Source organism: Aminobacter sp. AP02 (genome assembly GCF_003148805.1).
Classification (GTDB): Bacteria; Pseudomonadota; Alphaproteobacteria; order Rhizobiales; family Rhizobiaceae; genus Aminobacter.
Genome location: NZ_QGGX01000003.1, coordinates 13,215 through 28,094, shown reverse-complemented (window position 1 = coordinate 28,094; position 14,880 = coordinate 13,215). Strand labels below are relative to the sequence as shown.

The 14,880-nt window shown below is 61.1% G+C and carries 12 protein-coding genes; 3 read left to right on the top strand and 9 right to left on the bottom strand.

All coding sequences use genetic code 11. From position 1 onward, the window contains the following. The first annotated feature begins 170 nt into the window (after nt 1-170). The 3 genes from C8K44_RS03995 to C8K44_RS03985 all read left to right on the top strand — a co-directional run bounded on the left by C8K44_RS03995 (nt 171) and on the right by C8K44_RS03985 (nt 3,928). Nucleotides 171-1,937 carry a glucan ABC transporter ATP-binding protein/ permease gene (locus tag C8K44_RS03995; RefSeq protein ID WP_109574481.1) on the top strand — a complete coding sequence of 589 codons (1,767 nt, stop codon included), beginning with the start codon at nt 171-173 and terminating at the stop codon, nt 1,935-1,937. A gap of 124 nt (nt 1,938-2,061) precedes the next feature. Then, nucleotides 2,062-2,826, top strand: coding sequence for a heme ABC transporter permease (locus tag C8K44_RS03990; RefSeq protein ID WP_109574480.1), 765 nt, complete (start codon nt 2,062-2,064; stop codon nt 2,824-2,826). A 25-nt stretch (nt 2,827-2,851) separates the two neighbouring features. Next, nucleotides 2,852-3,928, top strand: a complete 1,077-nt coding sequence (locus tag C8K44_RS03985; RefSeq protein WP_109574479.1) for a nitronate monooxygenase — start codon at nt 2,852-2,854, stop codon at nt 3,926-3,928. Between the two features lie 17 nt (nt 3,929-3,945). Here C8K44_RS03985 and glpK read toward each other — a convergent pair whose 3' ends face one another. From glpK to C8K44_RS03940, 9 genes are all read right to left on the bottom strand, one after another. Continuing rightward, a complete protein-coding gene (gene glpK, locus C8K44_RS03980; protein WP_109574478.1) occupies nt 3,946-5,439 on the bottom strand; it encodes a glycerol kinase GlpK in 1,494 nt (497 codons plus the stop codon). 93 nt (nt 5,440-5,532) lie between these two features. Then, nucleotides 5,533-7,257: an ABC transporter substrate-binding protein gene (locus C8K44_RS03975; RefSeq protein ID WP_109574477.1), complete on the bottom strand. Its 1,725-nt coding sequence runs from the start codon at nt 7,255-7,257 to the stop codon at nt 5,533-5,535. 75 nt (nt 7,258-7,332) lie between these two features. Continuing rightward, nucleotides 7,333-7,614 (bottom strand): DUF2160 domain-containing protein, encoded by a 282-nt coding sequence (locus C8K44_RS03970; protein WP_109574476.1) that lies wholly within the window; start codon nt 7,612-7,614, stop codon nt 7,333-7,335. A 13-nt stretch (nt 7,615-7,627) separates the two neighbouring features. After that, a complete protein-coding gene (locus tag C8K44_RS03965) occupies nt 7,628-8,446 on the bottom strand; it encodes a carbohydrate ABC transporter permease (RefSeq protein ID WP_109574791.1) in 819 nt (272 codons plus the stop codon). Nucleotides 8,447-8,564: 118 nt separating this feature from the next. Then, the gene (locus tag C8K44_RS03960; protein WP_109574475.1) at nt 8,565-9,431 is read right to left on the bottom strand and encodes a sugar ABC transporter permease; all 867 of its coding nucleotides are present in this window, start codon (nt 9,429-9,431) and stop codon (nt 8,565-8,567) included. 2 nt (nt 9,432-9,433) lie between these two features. Continuing rightward, nucleotides 9,434-10,501, bottom strand: a complete 1,068-nt coding sequence (locus C8K44_RS03955; RefSeq protein WP_109574474.1) for an ABC transporter ATP-binding protein — start codon at nt 10,499-10,501, stop codon at nt 9,434-9,436. A 9-nt stretch (nt 10,502-10,510) separates the two neighbouring features. Beyond that, nucleotides 10,511-11,593, bottom strand: a complete 1,083-nt coding sequence (locus C8K44_RS03950) for an ABC transporter ATP-binding protein (RefSeq protein WP_109574473.1) — start codon at nt 11,591-11,593, stop codon at nt 10,511-10,513. 36 nt (nt 11,594-11,629) lie between these two features. After that, nucleotides 11,630-13,153, bottom strand: coding sequence for a glycerol-3-phosphate dehydrogenase (gene glpD, locus C8K44_RS03945; RefSeq protein ID WP_109574472.1), 1,524 nt, complete (start codon nt 13,151-13,153; stop codon nt 11,630-11,632). Between the two features lie 374 nt (nt 13,154-13,527). After that, nucleotides 13,528-14,871 carry a nitrate/sulfonate/bicarbonate ABC transporter ATP-binding protein gene (locus tag C8K44_RS03940; protein ID WP_109574471.1) on the bottom strand — a complete coding sequence of 448 codons (1,344 nt, stop codon included), beginning with the start codon at nt 14,869-14,871 and terminating at the stop codon, nt 13,528-13,530. Nucleotides 14,872-14,880 lie beyond the last annotated feature (9 nt).

Here is a 14,880-nt window from a genome sequence, read left to right as displayed (position 1 = left end):
TTCTCAATTCCTTATCGGATCACACCAGATTACTGGCCGTTGTCATGTGTTGTTCGATTTTTTTGAACTCAACGGCTATCTGCGCATTGTCTTGCGGAACTGGGGTCGCTATTTGTCGGCCATGGTGCAGTGCACAATAAAGGGACGAACGGGACTCAAGGGGTACCAAAGTGTCGTTGCTTGAAGTCTATTGGAGAGCCCTTCGTTATCTTGCCGCAGATGGCAAGAAAGTCGGGTTGATTTGCGCTGCCAACGTCGTGTTGGCAATCGTCACCATTGCTGAGCCGATCCTGTTCGGGCGTATCATTGATGCCATTGCCGGTAAGACGGAAGTCGTGCCGACCATGGCGCTGTGGGCGAGCTTCGGCGCGTTCAACATCGTAGCTTTCGTGCTGGTGGCGCGCGGCGCCGATCGCCTCGCTCATGCGCGGCGCGGCGAGGTGCTTTGCCAGTCGTTCGAACGCGTCATCACCATGCCGCTGGCCTGGCATCAGCAGCGTGGCACGTCGCATTCGCTGCATACGCTGTTGCGCGCGGTCGAAGCATTGTTCAGCCTTTGGCTCGAATTCATGCGCACGCATCTGTCGACAGCAGTAGCGCTGGTGCTGCTTGTGCCGACGGCGTTTTCGCTCGACGTTCGCATGTCGCTGGTGCTGATCGTGCTTGGAGCGCTCTATGTCGCGATCGGCCGGCTCGTCATGCGCAAGACCAAGGAAGGTCAGGCATCGGTCGAGCGCCACTATCACAAGGTCTTTTCCCACGTCTCGGATTCGGTCAGCAATGTCGCGGTGCTGCAAAGCTACAACCGCGTCACCCAGGAAACCGAAGCGCTTCGCGGCTACGTGAAGGCCCTGATCGCCACGCAGAACCCGGTGCTCGACTGGTGGGCCCTGGCTTCGGCCATGCATCGCCTGGCCTCGACAATCTCGATGATGGTCGTGCTGCTGATCGGTGCGTATCTCGTCAGCAAGGGCCAGTTGCGTATTGGCGACATCGTTGCCTTCACCGGCTTTGCCGCCTTGTTGATCAGCCGGCTCGACCAGGTCTCGAATTTCGCCAACCAGATCTTCGACGCTCGTTCGAAGCTGGAGGAATTCTACCGCCTTGAGGACGCCGCAGGCGACCACCGCGAGCCGGAAGGCCTGCGCGAACTGGACAGCGTCACAGGTCACGTCCGCTTCGAAAACGTCAGCTTCGAGTTCCCGAATTCGGGGCAGGGCGTCACCGACGTCTCCTTCGAGGTTAGCGCCGGCCAGACCGTCGCCATCGTTGGTCCGACCGGTGCGGGCAAGACGACGCTGATCAACTTGTTGCAGCGGGTCCACACGCCGCAGCAAGGCCGTATCCTCATCGATGGCATCGATACGCGCACCGTGACCAAGAAGTCGCTGCGCCACTCGATCGCCACCGTGTTCCAGGATGCCGGTCTGCTCAACCGCTCGATCGAAGACAACATTCGCGTTGGCCGCGCCAGCGCGACCTATGAGGAGGTGCATGCCGCAGCAAGTGCCGCGGCCGCGCAGGACTTCATCCTGTCGAAGAGCGAAGGCTACGATACGAATGTCGGCGAGCGTGGCGGACAACTGTCCGGCGGCGAGCGCCAGCGTATCGCGATTGCCCGCGCTATCCTCAAGAGCGCACCGATCCTGGTGCTCGACGAGGCGACGAGCGCGCTCGACGTCGAGACCGAGAACAGGGTCAAGGATGCCATCGACATGCTGCGCGAAGGTCGCACGACCTTCATCATCGCTCACCGCCTGAGCACCGTTCGCGACGCGGATCTCGTGGTGTTCATGGATCACGGCCATGTTATCGAGATGGGCGGCTTTGGCGAACTGTCGGCTCGCAACGGACGCTTTGCATCGCTGCTGCGCGCCGGCGGCCTGCTCAACGACGAGGAAGTTCGCCGCGTTACCCATGTCGAGGAAGCAGCCTAGAGCTTTAGTTTGGTAAGGCTTCCGATCGGATACGAACGGGGCGCTAAGGCGCCCCGTTTTTTTCGTAACGGCCGCGACGTCGGAACCGATTGCGAAGAAAACCAGCCAAGGCTATTTAGCGTCCATGACACAGACGACTTCACAGGCGTGGCGTTTCAGCGACCTGGCCAACCCGAGCCGCTTTATTGCGCTGGTGGACAAGATCGTTCCCTGGCTCGCCGGGGCTTCGGCATTGGTGCTGGCAACCGGGCTCTATCTCGGCTTTGCAGCGCCCGAGGATTTCCAGCAGGGCATCACCGTCCGCATCATGTACATCCACGTGCCCTTCGCCTGGCTTGCAATGATGTGTTACTCGGTGATGGCGATAGCAGCGCTTGGAACGTTGGTATGGCGCCACCCGCTGGCAGACGTTGCGCTGAAATCGGCGGCACCTGTCGGTGCCGTGTTCACGGCGCTCGCACTGCTCACCGGATCGATCTGGGGCAAGCCCATGTGGGGCACCTGGTGGGTTTGGGACGCCCGGCTGACCTCGGTCTTTGTGCTTTTCCTGATGTATCTCGGCATCATCGCCCTGACCCGCGCGCTCGATGATCCGGCGCGGTCAGCTCGCGCGGCAGCCGTCATCACCCTTGTCGGCTTCGTCAACATCCCGATCATCAAGTTTTCGGTCGAGTGGTGGAACACCTTGCATCAGCCGGCTTCGGTGTTCCGTCTCGACGGTCCGACCATCGATCCGAGCATGCTGTGGCCCCTTATGACCATGGCACTTGGCTTTACCCTTATGTTCTTCACTCTGCATCTCATGGCGATGCGCACCGAGATTTGGCGCCGCCGTGTCATCGCGATGCGTCAGATTGCAGCCCGCAGGGCCGAGCGCCAGCAAGCCTGACCGCTCATCAAGGAAGGAAGACACCATGTGGCCCGATCGGCGAATTCTTGATCTTCTGGGCCTCGAACTTCCTATCCTGCAAGCGCCGATGGCGGGGCCGGTCGACTCGGAGATGGTGATCGCCGTTTCGGAGGCTGGCGGCCTGGGTGGTCTGCCTTGCGCCTTGATGACGCCGGAAAAGGCTCGCGCCGAGCTTGGCATCATCCGCCAGCGCACCGCGCGGCCGATCAATATTAATTTCTTCTGTCACAAGCAGCCCGAGGACGATCCTGCTCGCGAAGCCGCGTGGAAACGCCGCCTGGAACCATTTTATTTCGAGCTTGGTATCGATCCGTCGGCTCCCGCGCCGCGATCGGCGCGTGCGCCCTTCGATGCCGAGTTCTGCGATATCGTCGAGGAGTTCCGCCCCGAGGTGGTCAGCTTCCATTTCGGCCTGCCTGATGCAGCGCTGCTTGACCGCGTCAAGGCGACCGGTGCCAAGGTCTTGTCTTCGGCAACGACCGCCGATGAAGCGGTGTGGCTGGAAGAAAGAGGCTGCGATGCCATCATCGCCCAGGGCGCCGAGGCAGGTGGTCACCGCGGCATCTTCTTGACCGACGACGTCGCCAACCAGCCAGGGACCTTCGCGCTGGTGCCGCAGGTGGTGGATGCCGTCAAAGTGCCTGTCATCGCTGCCGGCGGCATTGCCGATGCGCGCGGCGTGGTTGCCGCTTTCGTGCTGGGTGCATCTGCGGTTCAGATCGGCACTGCCTATCTGTTCTGCCCCGAGGCAAAAGTTGCCGCTCCCCACAAGGAGGTGTTGCGTACGGCCAAGGACGACCACACCGCGCTGACCAACGTCTTCACCGGGCGGCCGGCGCGCGGCATCGTCAACCGCATCATGCGCGAAGTCGGCCCGATGTCTGACCTGGCACCGGCGTTCCCGCTTGCGGGCGGCGCGCTGGCGCCGCTGCGAGCCAAGTCGGAGCCGCTTGGGTCAGGCGATTTCATGTCCCTATGGTCGGGACAGGCGGCGCGTCTCGGCCGCGAAATGCCGGCGGCCGAACTGACGCGAGCCCTGGCTGATGAAGCACAGCTGCTGCTGGCAAGATTTGCCCGATAGGGCCGCCTCGATCCAAGTCAGTTCGGCGAAAGCGTGCGCCGTACGGCATCGTGCCAGCCTTTCAGCTTGGCGGCTCGTAGTTTCGGTTCCATTTGAGGCGTGAATTGCCGGTTGAGCGCCCACGCCTTGGAGAACTCCTTGGCCTTGGGCCAAACGCCGGCGCGTGAACCGGCGAGCCAGGCGGCGCCAAGGGCGGTGGTTTCGAGCACGGTTGGCCGATCCACCGGTGCATCAAGGATGTCCGCCAGCCGCTGCATCGTCCAGTCTGAGGCGACCATGCCGCCATCGACACGCAACACCGTCTTGCCGTTCCCGGTCTTCCAGTCCTTCCTCATGGCATCGAGCAGGTCGCGGGTCTGGTAGGCGACCGACTCCAACGCGGCGCGTGCAAATTCTTCAGGACCTGTGTTGCGGGTGAGCCCGTAGATCGCTCCGCGCGCTTCGGCATCCCAATGCGGCGCTCCGAGGCCGACAAAGGCAGGTACGAGGTAGACATGCTGGGTGTCGTCGGCCTTGGCCGCCAGCTCGCCGCTATGCTCGGCCCTGCCGATCACCTTGATGCCGTCACGCAACCATTGCACGGCAGCACCCGCAACGAAGATAGATCCTTCCAGAGCATAGGTCGTCTTGCCGTCCAGCCGGTAGGCGATGGTGGTCAACAGGCGGTTCTTGGAGCGCACGATGTCGCTGCCGGTGTTCAAGATGGCAAAACAACCAGTGCCATAGGTCGATTTCATCATGCCCGGCTCGAAGCATGCCTGACCAATGGTAGCCGCCTGCTGGTCGCCGGCCACACCCAGGATCGGGATCTCTGCGCCGAACAGCGATTTTTGGGTGACGCCGAAGTCCGCGGCACAATCTTTGACCTCGGGCAGCATGACAGCGGGGATGCGCAGGATGTCGAGGAGTTCAACGTCCCAGGCGTTCTTTTCGATGTTGTAGACCAGCGTGCGCGAGGCGTTGGTGGCATCGGTCGCATGCACCTTGCCGCCTGTGAGGCGCCAGATCAGGAAGCTGTCGATTGTGCCTGCCAGAAGCTCGCCGCGCTCGGCGCGCTTGCGTGCGCCCTTCACATGATCGAGCAGCCAGGCGATTTTCGTGCCTGAGAAATAAGGATCGAGCAGCAGGCCGGTTTTCTTGGTGAAGCGTGGCTCCAGCCCTTGCTTCTTGAGTTTTGCGCACAGAGGCGCGGTGCGCCGGTCCTGCCAGACGATGGCATTGTGGATCGGCTTGCCTGATACCTTGTCCCAGATGACAATGGTTTCGCGCTGGTTGGTGATGCCGATTGCCGCGATGTCAGCGGCGTCCTTGCCTGCTTTCTTCAGCGCTGTCTTGCAGGTCGAAACCACGCTGTCCCAGATTTCTTCCGGATCGTGCTCGACCCAGCCTGAAGCGGGGAAATGCTGGGCAAATTCCTTCTGGCCCACACCTGCGACCTTCATCGCCTGGTCGAACACGATCGCCCTGCTCGACGTCGTGCCCTGATCGATCGCCAGAATGAACCCGCTCATGTCTCTCTCCTGCAGTCACGTGCAAAAATAGGGGAGACGGCACTGCGCCGTCTCCCCAGATAGTCAGCCGGGCGTAAACATGCGCCCGGGCGCTTACTTGCTCCAGCTCTTCACCAGCTCGTCGTAGTTGACGGTGATCGGCTTTTCCTTTTCGTTTTCGATCTTCAGCTGCGGCGCGAGGTTGCCGGCCTTGACCGCTTCCGCGTTCCAGTAGGCGAGGTCGTGTTCTTCCGCCAGCTTGGGGCCGATGTCGCCCTGAATGCCAGCGCGCTCAAGGCGTTCCATGACTTTTTCCTGCTCTGAGCAGAGCGAGTCCATCGCTTCCTGTGCTGTCTTTGCACCCGACGACGCATCGCCAATCGCCTGCCACCACAACTGAGCCAACTTCGGATAATCAGGCACGTTGGTGCCGGTCGGCGACCACTGCACGCGGGCCGGCGAGCGATAGAACTCGACCAGGCCGCCGAGTTGCGGTGCACGGTCACTGAAGCTCTTGTGGTCCAGCGTCGACTGGCGGATGAAGGTCAGGCCGACATGGCTCTTCTTCACGTCCACCGTCTTCGAGGTCACGAACTGCGCGTAAAGCCAGGCGGCCTTGGCCCGGTCCTCAGGTGTCGATTTCAGGATTGTCCAGGAACCGACGTCCTGATAGCCGAGCTTCATGCCGTCCTTCCAGTAGACACCGTGCGGCGAGGGCGCCATGCGCCATTTCGGCGTGCCGTCCTCGTTCATCACGGGCAGCCCGGGCTTCACCATGTCGGCGGTAAAGGCGGTGTACCAGAAGATCTGCTGGGCAATCGCACCTTGTGCCGGCACCGGGCCGGATTCGGAGAAGGTCATGCCTTGGGCTTCCGGCGGCGCATATGCCTTCAGCCAGTCGAGATACTTGACGATGGAGTAGACCGACGCCGGGCCGTTGGTGTCGCCGCCACGCGCGACGCAAGAGCCAACCGGCTGCGACTTGTCATTGACCTTGATGCCCCATTCGTCGACCGGCAGGCCGTTCGGCAGGCCCTTGTCACCGTTGCCGGCCATCGAAAGCCATGCGTCGGTGAAGCGCCATCCGAGCGAAGGATCCTTCTTGCCATAGTCCATGTGGCCATAGACCTTCTGGCCGTTTATGTCGCGCCCGGTGAAGAACTCGGCGATGTCCTCGTAGGCCGACCAGTTGACCGGAACGCCGAGGTCGTAGCCATACTTCGCCTTGAAGTCCGCCTTGTTCTTCTCGTCGTTGAACCAGTCGTAGCGGAACCAGTACAGGTTCGCGAATTGCTGGTCGGGAAGCTGGTAGAGCTTGCCGTCCGGCGCGGTCGTGAACTTGGTGCCGATGAAGTCGGCGACGTCGAGGTTGGGATTGGTGACGTCCTTGCCCTCATTGGCCATCCAGTCGGTCAAGCTGCGCGCCTGCTGGTAGCGCCAATGGGTGCCGATCAGGTCGGAGTCGTTGACATAGGCATCGTAGATGTTTTCGCCCGACTGCATCTGCGTCTGCAGCTTTTCGATGACGTCGCCTTCGCCGATGAGGTCGTGGGTGATCTTGATGCCGGTGATGTCGGAGAACGCCTTGGCCAGCGTCTTCGATTCATACTCATGCGTGGTGATGGTTTCCGAAACAACCTTGATGTCCATGCCGGCAAACGGTTTGGCGGCATCGATGAACCACTGCATTTCGGCCTCCTGGCCGGCGCGGTCGAGTGCCGACATGTCCTTGATCTCGGTATCGAGGAAGGCTTTGGCCTCCTCCATGCCGGCAAAGGCATTGCTTGCACCCAAAAGCAGGGCGATTGCGCTAGTCGATGCTAGAATATGGCGTCGCATTAACTTCCTCCCAAACTAGGTTGCATTGCCATTTGGCTCCGTCGCGCATTTGCGGCGGTTCCAACATTTCCCCCTCTAGACGAAGCGGAATACGCCGATCGCGTAGACCACTGCGAGAGCGAGAGCCCACCACAGGTTGGGCCCGATCATGCCCAACCACGCGAGATGAATGAAGGCGGCGCCGAGCAGCGATACGAAAAGCCGGTCGCCTCGGGTCGTCTCGAACCTCAGGATGCCAACGCGCGGATTGCCGCCGGGCGAGAAATACTCCCACACGCCCATGCCCACGAGCATCAGGAAGATGGTGATGAAGAACGCCGCTGTTGGCAGCGTCCAGGCCATCCAGGAAAAGTCCATCACAAACGCTCCCTCAGACGCGGCCCAGGGCAAAGCCCTTGGCGATGTAGTTGCGGACGAACCAGATGACGAGCGCACCCGGAATGATGGTCAACACACCGGCGGCGGCGAGCACGCCCCAATCCATTCCCGAGGCCGAGACCGTGCGTGTCATGATCGCGGCGATCGGCTTGGCGGCGGTGGTGGTCAGGGTGCGGGCGATCAGCAGTTCGACCCACGAGAACATGAAGCAGAAGAACGCGGCCACCCCGATGCCGCTTGCGATCAGCGGCACGAAGATCTTGATGAAGAAGCGCGGAAACGAGTAGCCGTCGATATAGGCGGTCTCGTCGATCTCTTTGGGCACGCCCGACATGAAGCCTTCGAGAATCCAAACTGCCAACGGCACGTTGAACAGGCAGTGGGCGAGCGCGACCGCGATATGCGTGTCGATCAGGCCAAAAGCCGAGTACAGCTGGAAGAAGGGCAGGGCGAACACCGCAGGCGGCGCCATGCGGTTGGTCAAAAGCCAGAAAAACAGGTGCTTATCGCCCAGGAAGCGGTAACGCGAGAAGGCATAGGCAGCGGGGAGGGCGACCGAGATCGAGATCGCCGTGTTCATCACCACGTAGATGATCGAATTGATATAGCCCTTGTACCAGGACGGATCGGTGAAGATCACGGCGTAATTCTGCAGCGTCGGGTTCTGGGGCCAGAGCGAAAATGTGCCGAGGATTTCCTGGTTCGACTTGAAGCTCATATTGATGAGCCAGTAGATCGGCAGCATCAAGAAGATGATGTAGATCGTCGGCACCACCCACCAGGAACGCGACTCCTCGCCGCGCCGCCGCATACGCCGGGCGAGCGCCGCGTCCGGCACATTTCCCTGGGTCGATGCTGCCGGGGTTGCGGCCCTTCGCATCACCTTGTCCTTGTCTGGGTTGACGACGACGTCCGTTGTGCCCGCCATCTCACTTCTCCACGTCGTAATTTGTCATCACGGTGTAGAAGACCCATGACAGCAGCAGCACGATCAGGAAGTAGATGATCGACATCGCTGCGGCAGGGCCGAGATCGAATTGGCCAACAGCCATCTTGACGAGGTCGATCGACAGGAAAGTCGTCGAGTTGCCGGGGCCGCCGCCGGTAACGACGAAAGGCTCGGTATAGATCATGAACGAGTCCATGAAGCGCAGCAGCACTGCGATCAAAAGCACGCGCTGCATCTTCGGCAGCTGGATGTAGCGGAACACCGCCCAGCGCGAGGCGCCGTCGATCTTGGCCGCCTGGTAGAATGCGTCGGGGATGGAAACCAGGCCGGCATAGCAGAGCAGAACGACCAGGCTGGTCCAATGCCACACATCCATGAGGATGATCGTCACCCATGCGTCAAACGGATCGTTGACGTAATTGTAGTCGAAGCCGAGTGCGTGGAGCGTGTAGCCGAGCAGGCCGATGTCGATGCGCCCAAAGACCTGCCAGATGGTGCCGACGACATTCCATGGAATGAGCAGCGGGAGCGCCATGAGCACCAGGCAAACCGGCACGCCCCAGCCTTTCCTCGGCATGTTGAGTGCGATGAAGATGCCAAGCGGGATCTGGATCGTCAGGATGATTGCCGAGAAGATGAGGTTGCGGCCCATCGCCGCCCAGAAGCGATCCGAGTGCAGCATTTCCTCGAACCACTCGCTGCCGGCCCAGAAGAACTGGTTGCCGCCGAACGTGTCCTGCACCGAATAGTTGACCACCGTCATCAGCGGGATGACGGCCGAGAAGGCGACCAGCACCAGCACCGGCAGCACCATGAACCAGGCCTTGTTGTTCCATGTCTTTTCCATGGTCAGGCTCCCATCTCGACGCGCCACGACTTGTCGTAGAGGTTGATGCCGGCGGGATCGAAGGTAACGCGCGGCTCGGCGGGCACATGATCGTCCTCGCCGAGGATGACTGCGATCTCGCGGCCTTCGAGGATCGCGCGCACCACCTTGTGGCGGCCGATGTCTTCGACCTTGCGCACGGTGACCGGCATTCCCTTGGCACCAAGCCGCACAAATTCGGGGCGGATGCCCAGCTCGATGCCATTGCCTTCAGCCGAAGGCGTACCCGGCAGGTCGATCACTTGCCCGCCAAGCTTGGCTCGCCTGCCTTCGACTGCTACCGGCATGACGTTCATGCCTGGTGAGCCGATGAAATAGCCGACGAAGGTGTGCTTGGGGCGTTCGAACAGTTCAGCCGGCGTTCCGATCTGAACGATTTCGCCGTCATACATCACCACCACTTTTTCGGCGAAGGTCAGCGCCTCGGTCTGGTCGTGGGTGACATAGATCATGGTGTAGCCAAAGCGGCGGTGAAGCTGCTTGAGCTGGGAGCGCAGCACCCATTTCATATGCGGGTCGATGACGGTCAGTGGCTCGTCGAACAGGATCGCATTGACGTCGGAACGCACGAGGCCGCGGCCAAGGGAGATCTTCTGCTTCTGATCGGCGGTCAGGCCGCGCGCCTTGCGCTTGGCCCAGCTTGCCAGGTCGATCATGTCGAGTGTCTCGCGCACCTTGCGGTCGACATCGGCTTCGCCAACGCCACGGTTGCGCAGCGGAAAGGCCAGATTGTCGTAGACGGTCATGGTGTCGTAGATGACCGGGAACTGGAACACCTGCGCGATATTGCGCTCCTGCGTTGACAGTCGCGTCACATCCTTGCCGTCAAACAGAAGCTGTCCGTGGGACGGGTGCAAAAGACCCGAGATAATGTTCAGCAGCGTGGTCTTGCCACAGCCCGATGGCCCCAGCAGCGCGTAGGCGCCGCCATCCTCGAAGCTGTGATGCACCTCCCTGAGCGCGTAATCCTTTTCGGATTTCGGGTTCGCGCCGTAGGCGTGGCGGATATGGTTCAGATCAATACGTGCCATCCCGCCCTCCTACGCTGCCAACTGCGATGGCGCGGCCGCCGAGCGGCCATTGGCGTCGAAAACCATGACGTGGCGCGGGTCGATGAATACCTCGATTGTCTCATCCGGCTCGAACTGGCGGATGCCATGGGCAAGCATCACCCAGCGGGCGTCGGCATAGTTGAGATGCACGAAGCTTTCAGATCCGGTGATCTCGGTCACCGTCACCTTCGCCTTGACGCCGACCGCTTCCGCGGTGCGCTTTTCAAAAGAAAGATGGTGGGGCTGGAAGCCGATCGTATAGCTGGCGTCGGCAATGCCGGCGAGGTCGCCGGGCACCGGGAGGTCCACCCCACCATCAAGCTGGAAACTGCGGCCGCTCTTCTTCAGCACGATCGTGTTGAGTGGCGGATCGGCAAAGGTCCGTGCGGTGATCAGGTCGTTCGGCTTGCGGAAGACCTCGATCGTCGGGCCGAACTGAGTGATGCGGCCTTCCGACAGCGTCGCGACGTTGCCGCCGAGCAGCAGTGCCTCGTGCGGCTCGGTGGTGGCATAGACGAAGATTGCCCCGGTTTCGGCGAAAATCTTCGGCAGTTCGGCACGCAGTTCCTCGCGCAGTTTGTAGTCGAGGTTGGCCAGTGGCTCATCGAGAAGAACCAGCTTGGCGTTCTTGACGATGGCACGTGCCAGCGCCGTGCGCTGTTGCTGGCCGCCGGAAAGGTTCAGCGGCGTGCGCTCGAGATATGGCGTCAGCTTCAAGAGGTCGGCGGCGCGTCTTACCTCTTTGTCGATCTTCGCCTTGTCGACCCCGGCAACCCGCAGCGGTGAAGCGATGTTTTCATAGACTGTCATCGCGGGATAGTTGATGAACTGCTGGTAAACCATGGCGATGTTGCGCTTTTGCACTGCAACGCCAGTGACATTCACACCGTCGAACCAGACCGATCCTGAAGTCGGCTTGTCGAGCCCGGCCATCAGCCGCATCAGGCTGGTCTTGCCAGAAAGAGTCGGTCCCAGGAGTACGTTCAGGCTGCCATGCTGAAGCTTGAGCGACACGCCGCGGATATGATCCGCGCCAGCCACAGTCTTGGTTACATCACGCAGTTCCAGCATTTCCCCACCTCCCAGGGCAGATGCAGGCGACGATGCCTACTCAGCCGCGGCGTTGTGCACGCCCGGGCTTATTCCTCGCATATATTCATCCAGAGCCGCGGCCTGCTCCTTGCCAAGTTTCAGCCCGCGCTTGGTACGCCGCCACAAGACGTCTTCTGATGTCACGGCCCATTCATTGTCGACGAGGTAACGCACTTCCGCCTCGTAGAGGTCGGCGCCGAAACTGCGCCCCAGATCGGCCTCTGATTTGGCGAGGCCCAAAAGGGCTTTTGCGCGCGTGCCGTAGAGCCTCGTCAGGCGGCGGGCGAGCCGCATGTCGATAAACGGATAGGCGGCCTTGAGCTTCACCACTTCGGCGTCGAAGGCAGTGGCCGCGAATTCACCACCGGGCAGGGCAGCCGTCGCCGTCCACGCTTTGCCCTTCTTGCCCAGATGCTTTTCGATGATCTCGAGCATCGACTCGGCAAGGCGCCGATAGGTAGTGATCTTGCCGCCGAAGATGTTCACGATCGGCGCCTGGCCCTCGGCGCCATCCGATTTCAGCACGTAGTCGCGCGTCGCTTCCTGTGCCTTGCTGGCGCCGTCGTCGTAGAGCGGCCGGACGCCGGAATAGGTCCACACGATGTGCTCGGGTTTTACCGGCTCGGCGAAATATTCGCTCGCTGCATCACAGAGATAGTCGATCTCGGCCTGGCTGATCTTTGCCATGTGCGGATCGCCGTCATAATCCTGGTCGGTGGTGCCGATCAGGGTGAAGTCTTCTTCATAGGGAATGGCGAAGATGATGCGCCCATCCTTGTTCTGGAAGAAATAGGCGCGCGGGTCATCGAACTTCTTCGGCACCACGATATGGCTGCCCTGTACAAGGCGTACATTGTGGACGTTGTTTTGGCCGACTGTTTCAGTCAGGACATGGTCGATCCACGGTCCGGCGGCATTGACGATCAGCCGCGCCTTCACCTCTTGGATATCGCCGCTACGCAGGTTTTCGACGCGGATTGTCCAGTGGCCATTGTCGCGACGCGCGCTTGTTACCTTGGTTCTCGTGCGGATCACCGCCCCTCGGTTGGCGGCGTCGCGCGCGTTGAGGACCACCAGGCGGGCGTCGTTGACCCAGCCGTCCGAATATTCGAAGGCGCGCGAAAACATCGGCTTGAGCGGCTTGCCGGCGGCATCGCTGCGCATGTCGAGCGTCTTGGTCGCCGGCAAAAGCTTGCGCCCGCCAATGTGGTCGTAGAGGAACAGGCCGAGCCTGATCAGCCAGGCCGGGCGCAGGCCCTTGGCGTAGGGCAGGACGAAGCGCATCGGCCAGATGATGTGCGGTGCGTTTCGCCACAATACCTCGCGTTCCATCAGCGCCTCGCGCACAAGGCGGAACTCGTAGTGCTCGAGATAGCGCAGGCCGCCATGGATCAGCTTGGTCGAATAAGACGACGTCCCGCTGGCGAGATCGTTCATTTCGGCGAGGTAGACGGAGTAGCCGCGTCCGACCGCATCGCGTGCGATTCCGCAGCCGTTGATGCCGCCGCCGATAACGAAGATGTCGTGAACTTCGGGCATCCCTGCGCCTTCGTCGAGTTTTCGCACTGCAGCAATTTCAATATTTTTCGAAGCTGTTTTTGGATTATTTCGAACTGAAAACGAATGTCAAATGAAATGTAACGACGTCGTCCAGGGTACGGGTCCAGTGTGCGGCGAGACCAAGGAGTGGCAAGGGAGCAGGCGCGCGCAGTCTGAATGGCTTTCCGCATAAGGAATTTTCCGTACCTCTGGCCGCGAAAGGGGCCGTGGCAGGCAATGCAAGGCCGCGGCTCACCTCGTTCTTCGTTATCGGAGTCATTTCATGAAAACGAATGTGCCAAATCGGCGGAGAGGGCCAGCGTGTCGATACGCGCCGACAATCTGGTCCTCCCACTGATAAAGCTCGATAGCGCTCAGGCCGGGTTCTCCAGATTGAACTGGCCGCTATGTTCGTCATATCCGAACAGCTCGGCATAGCGGCCCCATGAGATCGTCGCCCTCAAGGTTGCCTCGGCGCTCTCTTCCGACATGTGATCCTCGAGTTCTTCTGAAAAGCGCGTGAATGGCGCGCGATGGCTCGGCCGTTCGTCGAGTACACGCCGGATGAGGGCTGAGAGCGGCACGTATGTGACAAGATGTTCGGCGAACAGCCGCTTGCGCGTGTCGATGTCGGAATCGACGAACCGCCTGCCGAACTCGGTCAACTGGACATCGCCTTCCGCCATTTCGGCGAAACGCAGCAGTTGCAGGGTCTCGGCGATCGGAAAGAGCTCGTCCACCTCCATCTGCAGTGTGGCGGCAAGATCCGGCAGGTCCGCCTTGCCGCCATAGGCGGGTGCTGCGAGCGCTTCCATCAAGCCGGACAGCAGGTTGGTCGAGATACGCGGCAGCGCCATCCCGATGCCAGTGCCGGCAAATCCCTCAACGGCTCGCTTTTCGGCTTTCTCGGCCGGCGTGCGCTGGGTCATGCGCGCATAGATGTCGTCGACGAGCTGACGGAAAGTCGGATCGTCGCGATTGCGCGGATGAGGCAGGCCGATCTTGATTTCGGTGGCAACCCGTCCCGGGTTCGACGAAAAGATCAGGGTCCGGTCGCACATCAGCACGGCTTCCTCGATATTGTGCGTCACCATCAGGATCGACTTGATCGGCAGGCGCCCTTCGATCCACAGGTCGATGAGGTCTGTGCGCAGCGTCTCGGCGGTCAGAACGTCGAGCGCGGAGAAGGGCTCGTCCATCAGCATCAGGCGCGGATGAACCACCAGCGCGCGGGCAAAGCCGACCCGCTGGCGCATTCCGCCGGAAAGCTCCTTGGGGTAAGCGCTCTCGAAACCATCGAGGCCGATCAGATCTATGGCTTCGATGGCGCGGCGCCGCCGTTCAGCTGCCGGAGTGCCCAGCGCTTCCAGGCCGATCTCGACATTCTCGAGCACGGTGAGCCAGGGGAACAGGGCAAAACTCTGGAACACCATGGAGATGCCTTCGCAAGGGCCGATCACGGGCTTGCCGCACCAGCTGACGTTGCCGCTGGTTGCCGTGACGAGGCCCGACAACACGCGCAGCAGCGTCGACTTGCCCGAGCCGGATCGGCCGAGCAGCCCGACGATCTCGCCTTCACGGATCGACAGCGACACATTGTCGAGCACGACGAGCTCGGCATTGTCGCCCTTGGGATAGACCATGCGCACGCCAGAGATATCGACCAATGGGGCTGTGGCGTGGTTGGAATGGGTGTTGGTGACTTCAAGCAGGGTCATGGGAGGTTC